This window comes from Marinobacter sp. V032 (genome assembly GCF_052645435.1).
The window spans coordinates 473,529-490,649 of sequence record NZ_JBQXYE010000001.1 but is presented as its reverse complement, the minus strand read 5'-3'; the positions used below and the strand labels follow the sequence as shown (position 1 = coordinate 490,649).

General features: G+C 58.1%; 17 protein-coding genes. 13 read left to right on the top strand and 4 right to left on the bottom strand.

The window, feature by feature from the left end; genetic code table 11:
- Positions 1–41 precede the first annotated feature (41 nt).
- The gene (locus tag ACUN9X_RS02265; protein WP_445472064.1) at positions 42–800 is read left to right on the top strand and encodes a DUF1294 domain-containing protein; all 759 of its coding nucleotides are present in this window, start codon (positions 42–44) and stop codon (positions 798–800) included.
- Here ACUN9X_RS02265 and ACUN9X_RS02260 read toward each other — a convergent pair.
- Positions 733–2,166: an MFS transporter gene (locus ACUN9X_RS02260; protein WP_445472063.1), complete on the bottom strand. Its 1,434-nt coding sequence runs from the start codon at positions 2,164–2,166 to the stop codon at positions 733–735. The genes ACUN9X_RS02265 and ACUN9X_RS02260 overlap by 68 nt on opposite strands.
- 204 nt (positions 2,167–2,370) lie before the next feature.
- Between ACUN9X_RS02260 and ACUN9X_RS02255 the strand changes: the two genes are divergently transcribed.
- The 12 genes from ACUN9X_RS02255 to ACUN9X_RS02200 all read left to right on the top strand — a co-directional run bounded on the left by ACUN9X_RS02255 (position 2,371) and on the right by ACUN9X_RS02200 (position 11,345).
- On the top strand, positions 2,371–2,913 hold the full coding sequence (locus ACUN9X_RS02255) for a DUF2058 domain-containing protein (protein ID WP_260037264.1): 543 nt from the start codon (positions 2,371–2,373) through the stop codon (positions 2,911–2,913).
- A gap of 217 nt (positions 2,914–3,130) precedes the next feature.
- Entirely contained in the window at positions 3,131–3,655 is a 525-nt protein-coding gene (locus ACUN9X_RS02250; RefSeq protein WP_260037263.1) for a MarR family winged helix-turn-helix transcriptional regulator, read from the top strand.
- A complete protein-coding gene (locus ACUN9X_RS02245; RefSeq protein WP_445472062.1) occupies positions 3,652–4,716 on the top strand; it encodes an HlyD family secretion protein in 1,065 nt (354 codons plus the stop codon). Before ACUN9X_RS02250 ends, ACUN9X_RS02245 begins: the two co-directional genes overlap by 4 nt.
- Before the next feature lie 34 nt (positions 4,717–4,750).
- Entirely contained in the window at positions 4,751–5,782 is a 1,032-nt protein-coding gene (locus tag ACUN9X_RS02240) for a DUF2955 domain-containing protein (RefSeq protein WP_445473166.1), read from the top strand.
- An 82-nt stretch (positions 5,783–5,864) separates the two neighbouring features.
- Positions 5,865–6,569, top strand: a complete 705-nt coding sequence (gene mtgA / locus ACUN9X_RS02235) for a monofunctional biosynthetic peptidoglycan transglycosylase (RefSeq protein WP_260037260.1) — start codon at positions 5,865–5,867, stop codon at positions 6,567–6,569.
- A gap of 3 nt (positions 6,570–6,572) precedes the next feature.
- Complete coding sequence (locus ACUN9X_RS02230; RefSeq protein ID WP_445472061.1) at positions 6,573–6,992, top strand: GNAT family acetyltransferase; 420 nt, start codon at positions 6,573–6,575, stop codon at positions 6,990–6,992.
- A 45-nt stretch (positions 6,993–7,037) separates the two neighbouring features.
- The gene (arfB, locus tag ACUN9X_RS02225) at positions 7,038–7,451 is read left to right on the top strand and encodes an alternative ribosome rescue aminoacyl-tRNA hydrolase ArfB (RefSeq protein ID WP_445472060.1); all 414 of its coding nucleotides are present in this window, start codon (positions 7,038–7,040) and stop codon (positions 7,449–7,451) included.
- Positions 7,452–7,565: 114 nt separating this feature from the next.
- Positions 7,566–8,402 (top strand): YbaY family lipoprotein, encoded by an 837-nt coding sequence (locus ACUN9X_RS02220; RefSeq protein ID WP_445472059.1) that lies wholly within the window; start codon positions 7,566–7,568, stop codon positions 8,400–8,402.
- A gap of 27 nt (positions 8,403–8,429) precedes the next feature.
- Positions 8,430–9,410, top strand: a complete 981-nt coding sequence (locus ACUN9X_RS02215) for a hypothetical protein (protein WP_445472058.1) — start codon at positions 8,430–8,432, stop codon at positions 9,408–9,410.
- A gap of 113 nt (positions 9,411–9,523) precedes the next feature.
- Positions 9,524–10,423 (top strand): aspartyl/asparaginyl beta-hydroxylase domain-containing protein, encoded by a 900-nt coding sequence (locus ACUN9X_RS02210; protein WP_445472057.1) that lies wholly within the window; start codon positions 9,524–9,526, stop codon positions 10,421–10,423.
- Between the two features lie 68 nt (positions 10,424–10,491).
- Positions 10,492–11,007 carry a shikimate kinase gene (locus ACUN9X_RS02205; protein ID WP_260037378.1) on the top strand — a complete coding sequence of 172 codons (516 nt, stop codon included), beginning with the start codon at positions 10,492–10,494 and terminating at the stop codon, positions 11,005–11,007.
- Positions 11,004–11,345 (top strand): hypothetical protein, encoded by a 342-nt coding sequence (locus ACUN9X_RS02200; RefSeq protein WP_445472056.1) that lies wholly within the window; start codon positions 11,004–11,006, stop codon positions 11,343–11,345. The genes ACUN9X_RS02205 and ACUN9X_RS02200 overlap by 4 nt, the downstream gene beginning before the upstream one ends.
- Positions 11,346–11,382: 37 nt before the next feature.
- On the opposite strand, the gene ACUN9X_RS02195 is transcribed toward ACUN9X_RS02200, so the two are convergent.
- The 3 genes from ACUN9X_RS02195 to ACUN9X_RS02185 form a co-directional block, all read right to left on the bottom strand.
- Positions 11,383–13,494 (bottom strand): 3-hydroxybutyrate oligomer hydrolase family protein, encoded by a 2,112-nt coding sequence (locus tag ACUN9X_RS02195; RefSeq protein WP_445472055.1) that lies wholly within the window; start codon positions 13,492–13,494, stop codon positions 11,383–11,385.
- Positions 13,495–13,603: 109 nt separating this feature from the next.
- Positions 13,604–15,295, bottom strand: a complete 1,692-nt coding sequence (locus ACUN9X_RS02190; RefSeq protein WP_445472054.1) for an extracellular catalytic domain type 1 short-chain-length polyhydroxyalkanoate depolymerase — start codon at positions 15,293–15,295, stop codon at positions 13,604–13,606.
- 362 nt (positions 15,296–15,657) lie between these two features.
- The gene (locus tag ACUN9X_RS02185; protein ID WP_445472053.1) at positions 15,658–17,028 is read right to left on the bottom strand and encodes a sodium:solute symporter family transporter; all 1,371 of its coding nucleotides are present in this window, start codon (positions 17,026–17,028) and stop codon (positions 15,658–15,660) included.
- Between the last annotated feature and the right edge of the window lie 93 nt (positions 17,029–17,121).

Sequence of the window (17,121 nt, the reverse complement as noted above, 5' to 3'; positions counted from 1 at the left end):
AACGCAGGCCCTTGTCATTTTCGAATGGCAGGGGCTTTTTTATGGGTGATTGTTTACACTTTTCTGCCCCACAAATAAGACGTTGGCAGGCGGGTATGCGGGTAAAAGGAACACTGGTGCAGTGGCACGGTGAAAAAGGTTTCGGGTTTGCGGCGCCAGTTAGCGGCAGCGATAAAATATTCGTCCACGTAACCGATTTTGAGAACCGGTCACGGCGGCAGCCGCACAAGGGCATGAGCATCAGTTACGTTGCCGGTCGCGACAAACATGGGCGTCCCTGCGCGACGGCAGTTCAAATCAATGGCGACCGCTCGCCTGCCCGCCCTTCACGACGCCCGGCTTCACTTGCCCTGCCGGCTGCTGCAATGTGGGCGATTGTTGTGGCCGGAGCCTGGCTGGAGGGCAAGCTCCCGCTGATTATTCCCCTGTTTTATCTTGCTGCGAGCGTCGTGACGTTCTGCGTTTACGCCTGGGACAAGCGTGCTGCCCGCCGCGATGCCTGGCGTATCCAGGAAAATACCCTGCACATCCTTGCACTTATCGGCGGCTGGCCCGGCGCGGCCCTCGCGCACCAGCTGCTACGGCATAAATCCAGCAAGCGCGCCTTCCGCAATGTGTTCTGGCTGACGGTTATAGTGAACTGCGCCGGCCTGATCTGGCTGCTATTACCGGATGGCGCTGCATGGATGAATCTCGTGATAGCGAAAGCTCATCTCGACTTTGATCTGCCCGTTATTCTGTTTCGGTTGCAGGAGCTGTGGTCGCAATTGATGGGCTTACTGGCCGGCGTTGTGCGATAAGGAGCGCAAGGAATCCCATAAACGCCAGAGTCGACAGCATGATGACCCCGGTGCGCACGCCTGCAACGCCTCCGCCGCTACTGCTCCAGGCAAAAGCGGCCAACGCCGGGCCAAGGGTTGAGCCGGCCATTCGGGTCACGCTGGCGACGCCGCTGGCGGTGCCGGTCTGATCCCGCGGTGCTGATTCCAGAATGGCTGACATGACAGGCGCATTGAAAATCGCCATTCCGATGCCGGCAACCGCCGCGCGCCACACCAGGTCCAGCGTGGTGGCCTCTGCAGTCAGGGTCGCAAGCGTCAGCAATCCGGCTGTTGTCAGCAGTGCGCCGATAGCGGCCACGTTCAAGGCACCAAAACGATCGGCAAACATACCTGCAATGGGCGACATGACGGCTGACGCGACCACAAATCCCAGCATGGCGTAGCTCAGCACCTCCGGACTACGCTGCATCACCTCAGCAACGAAGAAAGGCAGCGAAAAGGCCATCAAGCCGATGTTGGCCGCAATCAACATCAGCGCCAGCGCCGGCAAGCCGAAGCGTGGCTGCATCAGCAGGCAGACTACCGGTCGGGCGGAACCAAGCCGGGCCCAGGCTACCAGCAGCCCAAGCGCCAGTATGGTGAGGCCAGCGGCGAAAGACGGCTGCTCCTGAAGTTGCTCAATACCGATCAGCAAGGCCGTCATCGCGGCCCCAATCAGCAGCCCTTCAAGAAGCATGGTGCGGGTGATGGCTGGCAACGCCGGACGTGGCGCCGGTGCTGCACTGCGCAGCGTATGAAAACCAAGCGCCAGCACCAGCCCGATCAAAGGCAACTTGATCAGAAACACTGCCCGCCAGCCCCAGTGCTCGGCTACCAAGCCGCCGAGAGGCGCCAGTGCGACACTGCCCAGCATCATGATCGAGGAGATAATAGCGATTGCTTGCCCACGTTGCGCAGGTTTCACTGTGGTCGCGACAACCGGCATATAAACGGCAAGGTAAAACGACGCAGCCAGCCCCTGCAGCACCCGTGCGGTCATCAGCATCGCAAACGAGGAGGCCAGCGAAACCAGAATGCTGAACAGCCCGAACCCGAACAGTGACAGCAGAAACACCCGCCGCACATCGGCGCGGTCGGCCCAGCGGCCAGCGGGAATCGCAATGGCAATGAGCGGCAGCGTGAATGAAAGCAAGACCCAGGCAGTGGCACTTGATGGCATTTTGAGTTCAGCGCTGATCAAAGGCAGCGCGAAGGCACTCAGCGTCAGTTCGCTGGCAATAATCAAAGTAGCCAGGGCCAGAGTGACCACCGCACTCCAGCGGGTATGGGTGATAACCGGCGTTTTGTTGCTATCGGCCGAAGCGGTGGGTGTCGTGTGAGCCATTATCCGGTTCCTTGAACGTATCTGGGGCAGCCTCCGGGCGTGCGCCGCGACAAAGAGAATAGCAGACCGCCTGAGCGACTTTCGCTAAACCGCGCCACAGCCTGACGCAGCGGATCAAATTCTCAAAGAACCCCGTGTTGGCGTTGCCATTGGCGGCGTCGATTGTCGATAATGCGATCAGATGAATTTTCTCTGAGGCGAAAGATGGCGAAATCTCTGCAGGAACAGTTACTCCAGGCCGGTCTGGCGGATGAAAAAAAGGCCAAGCAGGTCAAGCAGGAGAAACACAAGGCCCGGAAACAAAAGCGGCCTGTGGATGCCGACGCCGAGGCCCGGCGCCAGGCGGCGGAAAAGGCGCGTGCTGACAAGGTGGCCCGCGATCGCGAAATGAACCAGCAGCGTCTGGCCGAACAGCGTCGGCAGGAGCATCGCGCTCAGGTAAAGCAAATGGTCGAGCAGCACGGCATCAGCCGGGGGGACGGTGACACGCCCTATCAGTTTGTTGTCGACAAGAAAGTGCACAAGATTTATGTGAATGCGGAGCAGGGTGAGCACCTGTCCCGTGGCCGTTTGGCGATTGTTGTGCTGGGAGAAGACAGCTTCCACGTGGTGCCCGGCAATGTTGCCGACAAAATCCGTCAGCGGGAAACTGAAATCCCGGTGATCCAGCATGAACCATCGTCCAGCGAGATTGATGAAGATGATCCCTATGCGGATTATCAGATTCCCGATGATCTGATGTGGTAACTCCCCTCAGGTTCCTCATAAAACGCCCTTCGGGGCGTTTTTTTGTGTCTCTCGTCCCTTCTTCAGAGACCGTGACCGCCACAGGCGGTGGCTGGTAAGTAGAATTACCTAACCATAGGTAGCTGGCTAATCAAATGTCAATCTGTAAAATGGCTGATTAAATTAGCCTGCTAAATAAATAGCGGATGCCATCCCATTGCCAACAGGGAGTCGCCCCGTGTCACCGCACGACCCAGCCACACCGTCTGTCGAACCTTTTCTCTCGCTGCATCAATCACTGAAGCCGTCGCTTGGGGCCGCCCTTGGTCGGGTCCACCGGCTGTGGCGGGATGCAATAACCGCCGCCGTGGCGCCGCTCGGGATGACGGAAAGCCGCTGGGCAGTGATGGTTCATCTCGCCAAGATCGGTGAAGGCGCAACCCAACAGGCGCTGGCAAAGGCGCTGTGTATCGAGATGCCGTCGCTGACCCGCACGCTTAATCAACTTGAACAGCAGGCACTGATCGAGCGCCGCCGCGATCCCGAAGACGGCCGGGCTCATCGGCTCTGGTTTACCCCTGAGGGCAAGCAGGTTGTCGTGCAACTGGAAGATCGCATTCACGGCGTTCGCTTCGATATTTACGACGGGTTGTCGGATATCCAGCTGGATGCTTTTGCTGAAGTGTTGATTCATATGGAGGCCAACCTGCGGGAGCATTTGCAGATCCCGGGTCTGGATAACGGGGAGAGCGGCACCCAATGACACCGGATCAGAGTTTTGCCCGCTGGGTACACGTCTCTCTTGTTGTATTTGCCATCCTGTTTGGCTACTTCCTGATTGCCGATATGTGGATGCCTGTTACGCCGCAATCCCGCGTTATGCATTCGGTTGTCCGGGTGGCGCCGCAGGTTAGCGGACAGGTCACGGCAGTCCATGTACGCGACAATCAGCATGTGAAGGCAGGTGATGTCCTGTTTACGTTGAATCAGGCGCCCTTTGAACTGGCTGTCAGCAAGGCTGAGTTGGCGCTGGAAGAAGCAAAAATGCAGAACGACCAGATGGATGCGTCCATTGCCGCTGCGGAGGCCGGTGTGGTGGCTGCCAAAGTGGATGCCGCCGAGATGTCGCGAGAGCTCAAACGGCTGGGCCACCTTTTGGGCCGGCACAGCGTTTCCCAGCAACAGTATGACCAGACCCGGGCGAGATCCCACGCTGCTGACGCAACAGTGCAACAGGCTCAGGCGCAGTTGCATCAGCTGAAGGTTCAGCGTGGCCAGTCCGATGACAGCAATCTGCGGTTGCGACAGGCCCGCAACGCGCTGGAGAGTGCCCGGCTGAATCTGGGGTACACCCGCGTGCTGGCAGATGCGGATGGCACCCTGTCCAACCTGCAGGTCAAACCGGGTACTTTTGCCCAGGCGGGTGTTTCCATCGCGGCGTTGGTGGAGGATGAGGCAGACGTCATTGCCGACTTTCGTGAGAAATCCCTGTCTCGCGTGACCGTGGGCGATTCCGCCGCAGTCGTATTCGATGCGCTGCCTGGGGATGTTTTCCAGGCTCGGGTGGAAGCCGTCGATGCAGGCACCCGTCAGGGCCAGTTGGCTGCGGACGGCACGCTGGCATCACCCGAGGCCACCGATCGCTGGGTGCGGGATGCCCAGCGCCAAAGGCTGCACCTGTCACTGAACGACGACGCTGAGGTGCTTGAGCGTCTGCCGTCGGGTGCTCGGGCGACTGTACAACTCTACCCTGCCGATGGTCTGGCGGGTTGGTTGGGTGCGCTGCAGATCCATGCGATCAGCCTGATTCACTACGTTTATTAAGGCTGCTGGCATGCCCCGCTTTTATCCCATCCTGATGGTTCGCAAGCGTGAGCTTAATGGCAATGATCTGCGCCAGTGTCTGCGGATTGCCTTTGGTGGCACGCTCGGCTTTATGCTGTGCAAGATCATGGGCTGGAACTACGGTGCATTCTTCACCGTTACGCCGATACTGCTGCTGGGGCTGGTGCCGAGGCTCAACGGCCATGTGATTCGCCAGTTTCTCGCCAACATGACGTTGGTCAGTGTGGCCGTTCTGTTACTGCAGGGACTGTTTGGTGACAAGCCGATCCCCATGACGCTGGTGGTGATCGCGCTCTTTGCCCTGCTGTTTCGGGAGATGGCCCGTGGCCCTAACTTCCTGTTCGGGGCGATGTCGATCGTTAACCTGTCGATGCAAATGCACTTTGCCAGTTATCCGCAGGCCGATGTGTTCGATATCGTCACCTCCAACATGATGGCGGTGCTGCTGACTCTTTTTATTGCCGGTCTGATGCAGAGTCTGTTTCCCGATGTAGAGCCGCGCCAACCCCGGCAAATGCCGAAGAAGCCCCTGTCCAACCAGCGCCATGAAGTAATTCTGGCGACCACCGTGGCCACCCTGTCGTTCGTCGGATTTCAGGTGATGGACCTTCAGGGGTCGCTGTCCGCCCAGGTGGCGACCATTCTGGTACTGTTCCCGATGAACTGGAAAGGTGCCGGGCCTGCCGGCTGGAATCGCGCTATCGGTACGCTGGTAGGCTGTAACTTCGGGCTCCTGATTCAGTTTGTTTTGATGAACCATTTCAGTGTGTTGCCGTTTATCGCGCTGGGCCTGTGGTTGAGTCTGATGCTGTTTGCCCGCTACCACATGCTTGAAGGCGGCATGTCCGCGGCCGGTTTCAGTGCCTTGACGACCATGGCAATTCTGTTCGGGCAGTATGTGTCGCCGCAGCAGGATCTGATCTACAGCGATCTGTATCGCTTCAGTTCGCTGGCGGTTGCGGTATTGCTGGCATTGATGGCGGTGTACCTGATGCATCATTTGCTTAACCGGTTCCAGAGTACCCGTCTGCAGCCGTTGAGTTAGATTTATCAGATGATTAATTCGCCGAACCAATAGGTTATGGTATGTCGTATTCTGGACTGTCACTTTTAACCGGGGCGCTGGCGTGGCGAAGACATCACGAACGAAATCCATACTCAAGGGACTGGCCTGGATACTGGGCGGTCTGCTGCTCTTCGTGGCGGCGATTATCCTCCTTTTCCGTTTCGTAGATCCGCCCACCTCGGCATTTATCATCGCCGACCGCTTGCAGCACCCTGAACGGGCGCCCCGGCAGCAGTGGGTGGATATCGACGCTATTTCCCCCTGGATGCCACTGGCGGTAATTGCCAGTGAAGATCAGCGCTTCCTGACCCACTGGGGCCTGGATATGAATGCGATCGCCGCCGCGGTTGAGGATTATCAAAGGGGTGATTCGTTGCGCGGTGCCAGCACCATTTCCCAGCAAACGGCCAAGAACCTGTTTCTGTGGAATGGCCGCCAGTTTGTCCGCAAAGGACTGGAGGCGGGGCTGACGCTTGGTCTGGAAGCCCTCTGGTCAAAACGCCGGATTATGGAGGTGTACCTCAATATTGCGGAATTCGGGAATGGCATTTTTGGTGTTGAAGCCGCAAGCCAGGCCTACTTCGGAGTGAGTGCCCGCTACCTTTCCCCTGGCCAGGCAGCCCGCCTGGCTGCGGTCTTGCCCAACCCCAAAGTGATGAATGCCGCAAAGCCCAGCGGCTATGTCTGGGAACGGGTGGACTGGATTACCCGCCAAATGTATCAACTGGGCGGCACTCGTTATGTACGTTCGCTGACGGGACGCTAGCCAATGGATATTCGCGGTTTTCAGGTTGAAGAGCAGGATCAGGTCGTTACGCTGTGGCGGGCCTGTGGTCTGGTTGTGCCGCACAATGATCCGGACAAGGATATCCGGCGCAAGCTGGAGGTCGATCCGGATCTGTTCCTGGTCGGTACGCTGGACGGTCAAGTCGTGGCGTCAGTGATGGGTGGTTATGAAGGGCACCGTGGCTGGATCAACTACCTGGCGGTGTCGCCGGATCATCAACGTAAGGGGTTCGGGCGTCAGATGATGGCCGCAATCGAGCGCGCAATTGCAGCCAGAGGCTGCCCCAAAATCAATTTGCAGGTGCGTGAAGGAAACGACCAGGTGGTCGCCTTCTACAAGGCGTTGGGATATTTCCCAGACCATGCCATCTGCCTGGGCAAAAGGATCGAACATGATGTGTAAGCGCTGCGCTTTCGACGCGGTATGTGGCCACAAGGCGAGCGTGCTGTGCTGAGTATTTCCAATGCCGTCTCGATACCGGACGAAGAAATTGAGCTGACTGCGATCCGCGCCCAGGGTGCGGGCGGACAGAATGTAAACAAAACCTCATCGGCCATTCACTTGCGCTTCGACGTGGTGTCGTCCTCGCTGCCTGAGTTCTACAAACAGCAGCTGCTGAAACTCAATGATCAGCGCATCAGCAAGGAAGGGGTAATCATTATCAAGGCGCAGCAGCATCGTACCCAGGAGAAAAACCGGGACGACGCCCTGAGCCGGCTCGGCGATATGATCAAGGGAGCTGTGGTGTTCGAAAAACCACGGCGACCAACGCGCCCCAGTAAAAATGCCCGACGCAAACGAACGGACAAAAAGAAGCAGCGCGGCAGAACGAAGCAGCTGCGGGGCAAAGTCTCCGATTGACGGGAGTGTCGTCAAAAAGAAACTGAAAATACCGACTGCGGCTGTAACTCAACCGTTCGAATGCTATTTTTATCTGAAGATACTGAAACAAACTCAACCGGGAGTAGCCACATCATGCAAAGGATTTATCGCATTGCGACGCTGGGAATACTGTTTTTACTGTCAGGCATGCTGGCAGGCTGCGCCGGTTTCGGAGGCGGTATGGAGGAGAGCAGAATTGAGGGCAGCGTCTGGTACAAGGAGCGGATGATGATTCCGCCCGATGCCACGGTGACCGTATCGCTGGAAGATGTCTCCCGTGCGGATGCACCCTCGGTGACCATTGCCAGCAAGGAGTTCAAGCCTGAAGGTGGTCCTCCGTATGCGTTTTCCCTTGCCTACGATGCGGACCGTATCCTGAAGCGCAATCGCTATAGCCTGCGCGCCAAGATCATGCGTGATAACAAACTCCTGTTCATCAGCACCCAGGCGGTGCCTGCCTTTGCCAATGATTCGGGCACACCGGTCAAGATTCTCGTATCGCGGGTCAATGCCTCGATCAGCAGTGATAACGGCCCCGGCGGCGTATCAGCTGCCGCAGCAGCGCCTGGCCAGGTGAAAATGACCGAAACCTTCTGGAAACTCGTGGAGCTGAACGGTAACGCCATCAAGAATGACGTCGGTGTTCGTGCCAAAGAGATCAATATTGTGCTGCACGAGGAAGGCACCCGTGCGGTAGGCTTTGCCGGCTGCAATAATTTCAGCGGCAGCTATACCCTGAGCGGTAACGATATAAGCTTTGGAGCGCTGATCTCGACCCAGATGGCCTGCCTTGCGGGTATGGATGTTGAAGACAGCTACCTGAAAATGCTTCAGGAAACCACGCACTTCAAACAGGAGCGCGGTGTGCTGACCTTCTTCAATGACAGTGATGAGGCTGTTCTGAAATATAACGCTGATGACATGATGTAAGCCCTGAGCGGATCGCGGAGCAACGCTATGGCGCAGGCCACGGAAGGCATTCTGAACATTACCAACGGCGACTGTGCTGTTGAGATCATGAGCAGCGCCAGCCTGCCAGGGCGTTATCTGCCCTGGCGGGATATCCTGCACGAGGGGCCTGTGCCCGCTGGCTTGACGCTTGAGGCCTTGTCCGATGTGCGTGCGGCCGCGATCGCCGGGCGTGGCTGGGGCGACGGCGAGGCTATCCGTACAAGCTTCGCGGAGCGGGACGCAATCCTGCGGAACGCGGGGCACTATCAGAAGATCCGTCTCTGGTTTGAGCACGATCTGTACGACCAGTTGCAGCTTCTGCAGTTGCTTGCCTGGTTTGCGGAGCATCCCGACGAGGTGACGGCACTCAGCCTCATCTGCACGGATCAGTACCTTGGGTTAACGACGCCTGCGAGCCTGACGGCTCTGCTGGCATTTGAGGCACCGGTGACGGCGGACCAGCTTGCACTTGGCTCTGATGCCTGGGCAGCATTCTGCGCGGATTCACCTGAGCCTTGGGCCGGTTTGCTGCAGCGTGATACTTCGGCTCTGCCCTTTCTTGAAGGCACCGTCCGGCGCCTGCTGGAAGAATACCCGGATCCCCGCACAGGCTTGCCTCGCACGGCTTACCAGGCCTTGTGCCTGATTGCTCAGGGGGAGCAGGGTTTCAGCCAACTATTCTCCGAATATCAGCGCACTGAATCCCGGCGCTTCATGGGTGATCTGGGTTTTTGGGGACTACTGGTTGATATGACCCGCGCCGCATTGCCTTTGCTTACAGTGGGTGACCGATTGCTTCCCAGCTCCATTCTGGCGGATCAGCCTTTTATGCTCACTGAGTTTGGTCGAGCCGTGGTGGCCGGCCGGGATACGGCACTGAACCGTGTGCTGCCTGATCGTTGGCTGGGTGGCGTTCATCTCACAGCGGATAATAGCTGGTGCTGGGACAGCGCCGCGCAGCAGTTATCCCGCTGTGATCCGTCCTGATGAGATTTGGCGGAGCGGCATACTTCGGTTTTTCGCTACGGACGGTGAGTAGTGTGCTAATCAATAATGTAGGGATTGTTGGCTGGTAAAGGTGTTAAGGACGATTAATCACCATGGGTCTGATAATTCTCGCTATTTTTATTCTCTGTGCCCTCTATGTGCAGCACCGGGGTGTTGTTCAGCATGCGAAACTGAGCCGCAAACTCACCGATCATTCGAATTTTCTGGCACCGCTGAACTGTCTTTTTTACGCGACCTCAAAGCAGCCGAATACGCCGTTTATTGATGTGGCCTCCTTCCCGCAGCTTAAGGTGCTGCAGGATCACTGGGAGATCATCCGTGATGAAGCGATCGGCCTCAATGATGCCGCCGCCATCAAGGCATCAGACGATCTGGATGATCTGGGCTTCAACTCGTTTTTTAAAACCGGCTGGAAGCGCTTTTACCTGAAATGGTACGGCGCCACTCTGCACTCGGCCAACCAGCTGTGTCCCCGCACGGTGGCATTGATAGAGGGTATTCCCGATGTCAAAGGTGCGATGTTCGCCATGCTGCCACCGGGGGCGCGTCTGGTGATTCATCGGGATCCCTATGCCGGGTCACTGCGCTATCATCTGGGGCTGGTGACGCCCGATTCGCAGGACTGCTATATCAGTGTTGATGGCCAGCGCTATCACTGGCGAGATGGTGAGGCGGTCATGTTTGACGAGACCTTCCTGCATTATGCTGAGAACAGAACGGACTGTAATCGGATTGTGCTGTTTCTGGATGTCAGACGCCCGGTAAAATTACGTCTGGTGGATGGCATAAACCGGGCATTTTCCCGTCTTGTCATGTCGGCCACCGCGACCAAGAACACAGACGGTGATAAGGTCGGCGCGCTCAACCGGCTATTTGGTTCTGTATACCGGGTCCGGACGCTGGGCAAGAAAATAAAGCGCTACAACCGCACCCTTTACTATGCACTGCAATATGGCCTGTATGCGCTTCTGATTTATCTGATTTTCTTCTGATGCTCTGTGGGCCAGTTGCAGGCTGACAGGCGGGAGGTATTCCCCTGACTAACATTGTGCTGATTGGCATGCCCGGCTCCGGTAAAAGCACGGTGGGCGTGTTGCTTGCCAAGCGTATTGCCCGCAATTTTGTCGATACAGACCTGTTGATTCAGGCGGCGGAAGGCCGGAGCCTGCAGGAGATCGTCAACTCCGAAGGCTATGCCGCGCTCCGTGGGATTGAAGAGCGGGTGCTATGCGAGGTCGAGCTGGATCATCATGTCATCGCCACCGGCGGAAGCGCGGTATACAGTGATAAGGCCATGCGCCATCTGAACGCCCGTGGCCAGGTTGTCTTTCTCAACGTCACGCTTGATACGGTTAAAACGCGGATCGGCGATTTCAGCCTTCGGGGCATCTCAAAGCGCCCGGATCAAACCCTCGACGATCTGTTTGACGAGCGATATGCGCTCTATACCCGGTACGCGGATATCACCATCGATTGTGATCGGCTCAGCCACGATCAGGCCTGCGATGAAATAGAAGCAGCACTCAAGCGGGTAGCAGACGCCAATAACCGATCGGACAAGGACAATAGCCAATGAAAGCAGTCACCATGACTTTGCGTGCGGTAATGATTGCCACCTGTCTGGCCGTGGTGTCGGCCTGCCAGAGTGTACCGAGCAACAATGAGGAAATCGGCGAAATGGTGCAGGCGGTCGAGGCGGCAATTGATGCGCCAGAGCAGTCCGCCTCACTGCGCACGATTGTGGAATATGGCACCGACAGCCGCTACTACGTGATGATTCGCGGCTGGCTGGTGCAGGAACTCAAAGGCGTCGAAAGCCAGCGGGATGTAACCCGTGATCCGACCCTCAAATCCCAGTTTGAAGTCAAAGCCGCCTTCCTCCAAACGGCCATTCGCCGAATTGATCTGGAGTAGGCCGCCAACAGGGCTGGCGGCCTATTGAGTCGAGCCTCTAATCAGGAATGCGAACCTCACCGGCTTCGAAGGTGATGCGGTCTGCCGCATCAGGTGAGGACGCGATTGGCGGTACATTCGCCGCTGTCAGTGCCGGCGCGCCAGTGCCGCGAGGTGTGGTACGCACGACCTGACTGGGCGGTAGCGCACTACCTTGTTTCAGGTGGTCGTACATCAGATCCAGTGCCTGAATGTAATACCGGTGCAGCGGGACATAGCGCGCATCAAAGCCGGGAAACGCATTGAACGCGTCCAGGTGATGGGCGTTAAGCACCTCGTAGTAACGCAGGCCGCTACTGCCGCCTTCAATCTTCTGATTCAGCCCGTAGTAGGGCCGTGAGGTGTGATTGATGGGCAGTATGGCGTCGGCACGACCGGTGACGACAATCGCCGGCTTGCCCTGCAGGTCACCGGTAGCTCTCACCTTTTCAATACCATCCGCAATCCTTGTCGCGTTGGCGGCAGCAGTACCTGACAGGGCCGCTCTGGATACCGCATCCCTGTTCTGAGCAAGACTGCGCAGGCAAAGCAAAGCGTCCAGGCCATAGTCCTGCAGGCCGCTGCTGGGCGACGTGCTGAGCGAAAGATTGGTCGGCATGCCGGTCGCATCATCGAACACCAGATTCACGCCTGCGGTGGGCGGGATGCCGTTGCTGGCGGAAAACAGCGCGGCTTCCTGCGTGGCCGACAGCGGCATAACGCTGCCATCACTGGCGTTGGTCGCCGCAAAGCTGAGCCCGCACAAGCGGTCCTCGACACCGAACCGGCCGTAAGCGTTGGCGTAGGTCATCGCAATACTCTGGGCGACATTGGCACCGAAGTGGCTGGGGGCGACCAGATTCTGCTCCGGCTGAATGCCGTAATCCTGCTCCAGAATGCGCTGGGCGTCGGCGGCGCGGGCATCAAGGTCGGCACCGGTCACCAGCCCTTTGGCGGCGAGCGCTGCGCAGGCGTTTTCATTGGCGGGCACATTGTTGAGCGCTGCGTTAAACGGCGCATCATCCCGCACATTCGGCGCCCGGTTGGCGCAGCCCTGATAAACCGCAATCGCAGTGGTGTAGTCAAACAGGCTGCGGCTGTGACCGGTAATTGCCGGCTGGCTGCCCTGACGAATCGACAGGCTGCTGTCCACTACTGGATTGACGTTGGGCTCGGATACGGCAACGCCGTCGATCAGGCCTTCGCTATCCTGCTCCGCTGCCCGCACCGAGGCACCGCCGCCGTTGGATACGGATGAGGCAATCACCAGTGTGTTGGCCGGTGTTACGGTTATTTTGTGCCCGCCCTCGGGTGTCTCCTCGCCAAACTGTTCGTTGAGCACGTAGAAACCGAACTGGATGGACTGCAGCACATGCTGCCCCCAATCGGCTTCAGGATTCACCTTTGAATGGGCGTGCTTGAACGCAAAACGGTCGGGAGTGGCAGTATTGAACGCCGCCCTCTCGGCTGCACTGAGATCGCTACGGAACTGCACCGGCTCACGGGTATCCATAGTCAGTGTGCCGTCGATCCGCTGGGTCGTGCCGGTCGCCATATTATCTGCGCCGGTGCCGCTGCCCTTGTCAGTATAGACCACAGCGCAGCCCTTTTTCAGCCCCCACTCGCCGGCCGTGCCAATAGCACCGTAAATCCCCCGTGAACCGGACGATGGCGCGGTGACCATGCAGGCATTTGCGGGATCAAAACTGTCGGGAATCTGAACCATCGCGGTGACGGGTACGCTTTCGTTGTCGCCAACCGTCATAAAGGCGAGGTATTCATCACCAGCGACGCGGCCTTCACTGTCCTGAGCATCCACCTGTGGACCAAAAAGGGTGCCATAGCCACCGTTTGTAGAGGTATCCACCAGCGCCCGGTAGTTGTTGTAGATCGCCAGCGTACGCAACTCTTCTGGCGAAGGATTTAGCGGATCGGCAAATGCAGGTGCAGCCCCGGCCAGACCACTGGCACCGAGCCCTGCGGTTAGCAAGTCATTGCTGCTGCCATCGTACCGGTTGTGGTGTACCTCGCCGCTGAGGAACGCGGGCGGTTGGTTGAGTGCCGCATTGTCGTCGTCTTTATCACTGTCATTGCAGGCGCTCAGACCGAGGGTCGAGGCCGTTATGAACAAATATAAAAGCGTCCTTTGCATGGTTTAGTCTCCGGAATATTGTTGTTATTGGACGGTTGTTAAAACACCACACCCGCGAGAAAAGGACACGGGTGTGGTGAGATTCAGGTTATGGGCACTGACCGACGCGATACTCCCCGGGTGCCGCCTCGTAGACCCAGTTGTAGCCGCCGGATATAGCGCCCAGCGCATCGTCACCACCGACGGTGAAATATCCCATCTGGTAATAGGCGCGGTTGGCGTTCTGGTGCTGAAGGTTGCTGCCGTACCACTCTTCGCATGGCTGACCACCCCCATTATTGCCACCGCCAGTGCGGCATGCCTCAGGCTCTGCCGCGTACCAGGTGCCGGGCTCGCCTTCATGCAGAGTGACGGATGACCAGGTGTCGTAGGATGCCCCTATGTCCTGCCGGTCAGTCAACGAAAGTGCGCGCAAGTTGAAGCTGCCACCTTTCTCGGCACGTCCTGCTGTGACGTGAGCACTGGGCGACGCAATTTCGGTGGCACAGGACGCTGTGGGTGCGGACGGATCGGTTACCCGGACCGTGCGCGTGCGGGCCACTGTATTGCTATCGGAGTCAGTTGCGGTGTACTGGCAGGTGTAATCTCCTGTCTGAGAAGTGTCGACTGAGCTGCAATCAGCGTTGACGCTGAGATTGCCGTCTTCAGGATCGGTTGCGGTTGCGCCGGGATCGCTGAAACTCTGGTCCAGTGTCAGATCGAGTGGGTTGTCGCCCAGCACGGTTATTGTCGGCTGGCCATTGCTGACGGAGCCAGTGCGGCTGTGGCGGTTGAAGAAATCCCAGATAATATCCGGATAGCTGGGCCCGGCCCTTACGGCCCATGGACCTTCGCTGCCGTTAACACCACCGACCCAGAAGTGGCCGTGGTTTGTATCGGTTGAATTGGCCGTATTGATCGGACCGTCAAAGAAAACGGTTTCAACCACCGAACGACCGTCGCCATTGCCGTAGACGGTGTGCACACACTGGTAGTCATTCTGATAGGCGGGCGAGCAGTCGGACTCGCTCTGGCGCGCTGTGATCGGAGTGTCATGGCTGCTGTCTCCAAACACCCGCAAATGGGCATCGCGGATATTGCGGCCCGCGGGCTGCACTACTGTGCAGTCGTTTTCACTTTGCAGCACCATCATTGGAATGGGGTAACTGTCGTTCAGCTCCTGTTCAATGTCGCTGGCGACACGGCTGACACCGTGAAACGTCGCACTGCCCGGACATTGGCCGGACAATGATACTGAGCTGGCATCTTCGCCATAGGGGAGGCCGGAAGCCGACGCAGCGGCAGCCCAGTATTCGTTGTGCGTAATGGCGGCTACCTCTGCCATTGCGCCACCCGATGACAAGCCTGTGATGTAGCGTCGATCAGCGTCCACGCTGTATTGGCTTTCAATGGCCTGGCCGATCCGTACGAGATCCTGTGGCTCGCCGGCACCCTCATGACGATGCTGGTCGAACCAGAATCCCCAACAGTTCTGGTTTCTAAGGCCGTCGTAGCTGGTAATGAAAGGCGTAACCAGGATGAATCCATACTGGTCGGCTGCAGCTTGCAACCCCCATTCATTCATGACGTTGGCCTGGGTCTGGCTGCAACCATGCAGGGCCATCACCATGGGCGCAGGTGTTGTTAGATTGTCAGGTACATACACTTGGTATTGACGGTCGCGGGATCCGGACTGGCTCCCCGCTGCAAGGGTATCGGAGGTAAGCGTCCCGGCATGGGACGGGTTGGTTATGGCGAGCAATGCCATGGCTATGATCGCAAGAGTGACTCGGATCGACATGTTTTTCTTCCTGTGATTGTTTTTGTATGGAACGCCGGCGCCGTTAAGGCTTGATACTGTTGACCGGTAATAAACCGAAGCGGATCTTGTGCCAGTTTAATAAAGCGTTTTAAAACAATTGGTTGTTACTGTTCTTTGGATGGCTTGTATAAAAAGTATCCGGAATTCCGGACAGTCGGCATCTACAGAGCTGATAAACGATGAGGCCGGGAGGCCCGGTAGCGGGAGGACAAGGAGGTATCTGTGACGTGTATGAAAAACTGTACAGTGTCCGAAATAGTGGACGGTTGGCGTGAGAGTGCCGTCAAAATCGGACCGGGTCCGCGACGGATGATGTCGCTATGACCCGGTAATCCTGGAGTTTAGCGCTTTTTGGGTGCCACCAGCGCAACAGCAACGCTGACAAGAGTCGATGCGCACAGAGCGCCCAGATAAGGCGCAAGCGTGGGAATGCCGCCGGGGAAACTGGCAGCTTCAAGCCCGGCCATCATGCTACCCGTGCTCACTGCGCCGGGCAGTACTGCGCCCACAAGCCCTGCCAGTGCGCCGGCAACCGCCGCCGGTGTTGTCATTCTTGACCAGAGTCCCAGCAATACCGGAATGACCGCCGTGGCGCACAGCAAGTCCGCGATCAGAAACAGACGTAGTACCGAGTACCCCTGCAAGGCAATCAGTACGACCGGAATCATCAGCAGGCAGGTGAACCAGCGGGCAGACGTTAGTGACAGGCCCTGCTTTTCGGTCACCGCCAGGGACGCCAGCGCGTTCTGTAATGTGTCGACCGATGACGCCACCAGGCAAAGCGCCAGCACCAGTGCGACTATCCCGAGCCAAGCCGGTGCCTGTGTCAGCAACGCAAAGAACGGGATTGGCGGTGTGCCGATGTCGTCCAGGCTCAGTGATGCTGCAATGCCCAGGGCGCCCACCAGTGCGACGACCAATACGGTAACGCCGCCGCCCAGCATAGCGCCCCGGCCCAGCGCAGCGTCGTCTTCGGCGGCCCAGAGTCGTTGCCAATAGCCTTGATGGAACAGGTTGGCGGCGGTCACGGCAATCACCAGCGTCAGCGCAACGCTCAGCGAGGCGGTCACAGGAATATCCGGCAGTTTGGCCGCATCGAATGCATTGGGGAGCTGCGGTAAAGCAACGAAGGCCACCACAACAAGCAACGCCAGCAACAGCAACGCCTGCCAACGATCGGTTTCAAGGCTGGCTCGCAGTCCGCCCCAGGCGGTGTAGATCAACGTGGTCACAGCGACAGCGATAACCGCGATATTGCCGTTAAGATCGGACAACAGGTTGGTAATGGCGCCGATAGCGGTCAGTTCTGCTGTCAAGAAGCAGAGCATATAAAGGACAGAGATGATCGCCACCCAGCGGCGTACGCCGTTGCCGTAGCAGGCCTGGGCAAACTCACCAATGCTGCGTCCTTCGGGCAGGTATCGGCGAATAGCCGGGCCACAAAAGGCGAACACAATAAACGGCAGCGCCGCGCCGATGGCATAGCCGGCAAGGGCGACCGGGCCGACCAGTGCGCCCACTTCCGGCGGCGCAAACAGAATCCAGGCCCCCATGCCGGAGGCAAGAAAAGACAAGCCAATGGCCTGGGCACCCTGGCTGTTGCGGGCGGTGATGTAGTCATCCAGACCGCCGTCAGCCAGACGGGCCCGCAAGCCGAGCCAGGTAAAGAGAATAAGAGCGCCTGCCAGCGCAAGCGAGGCTGTTACTATCATGTCGCACTTCCTCCGCCGGTGTTAACCGGATCAGGTTCCAGGGTTTAGGGCGGATGGCCGATCGATGCCACCGCCGCATTCTCAGACCTGCGT

Bases quoted from the DNA above. Each gene is read 5' to 3' on its own strand.
- ACUN9X_RS02260 (WP_445472063.1), bottom strand. From the start codon at position 2,166: ATGGCTCACACGACACCCACCGCTTCGGCCGATAGCAACAAAACGCCG.
- ACUN9X_RS02205 (WP_260037378.1), top strand. From the start codon at position 10,492: ATGCCCGGCTCCGGTAAAAGCACGGTGGGCGTGTTGCTTGCCAAGCGT.
- ACUN9X_RS02190 (WP_445472054.1), bottom strand. From the start codon at position 15,295: ATGTCGATCCGAGTCACTCTTGCGATCATAGCCATGGCATTGCTCGCC.
- ACUN9X_RS02230 (WP_445472061.1), top strand. From the start codon at position 6,573: ATGGATATTCGCGGTTTTCAGGTTGAAGAGCAGGATCAGGTCGTTACG.
- ACUN9X_RS02240 (WP_445473166.1), top strand. From the start codon at position 4,751: ATGGTTCGCAAGCGTGAGCTTAATGGCAATGATCTGCGCCAGTGTCTG.
- ACUN9X_RS02220 (WP_445472059.1), top strand. From the start codon at position 7,566: ATGCAAAGGATTTATCGCATTGCGACGCTGGGAATACTGTTTTTACTG.
- ACUN9X_RS02210 (WP_445472057.1), top strand. From the start codon at position 9,524: ATGGGTCTGATAATTCTCGCTATTTTTATTCTCTGTGCCCTCTATGTG.
- ACUN9X_RS02185 (WP_445472053.1), bottom strand. From the start codon at position 17,028: ATGATAGTAACAGCCTCGCTTGCGCTGGCAGGCGCTCTTATTCTCTTT.
- ACUN9X_RS02200 (WP_445472056.1), top strand. From the start codon at position 11,004: ATGAAAGCAGTCACCATGACTTTGCGTGCGGTAATGATTGCCACCTGT.
- ACUN9X_RS02215 (WP_445472058.1), top strand. From the start codon at position 8,430: ATGGCGCAGGCCACGGAAGGCATTCTGAACATTACCAACGGCGACTGT.
- ACUN9X_RS02265 (WP_445472064.1), top strand. From the start codon at position 42: ATGGGTGATTGTTTACACTTTTCTGCCCCACAAATAAGACGTTGGCAG.
- ACUN9X_RS02245 (WP_445472062.1), top strand. From the start codon at position 3,652: ATGACACCGGATCAGAGTTTTGCCCGCTGGGTACACGTCTCTCTTGTT.
- ACUN9X_RS02255 (WP_260037264.1), top strand. From the start codon at position 2,371: ATGGCGAAATCTCTGCAGGAACAGTTACTCCAGGCCGGTCTGGCGGAT.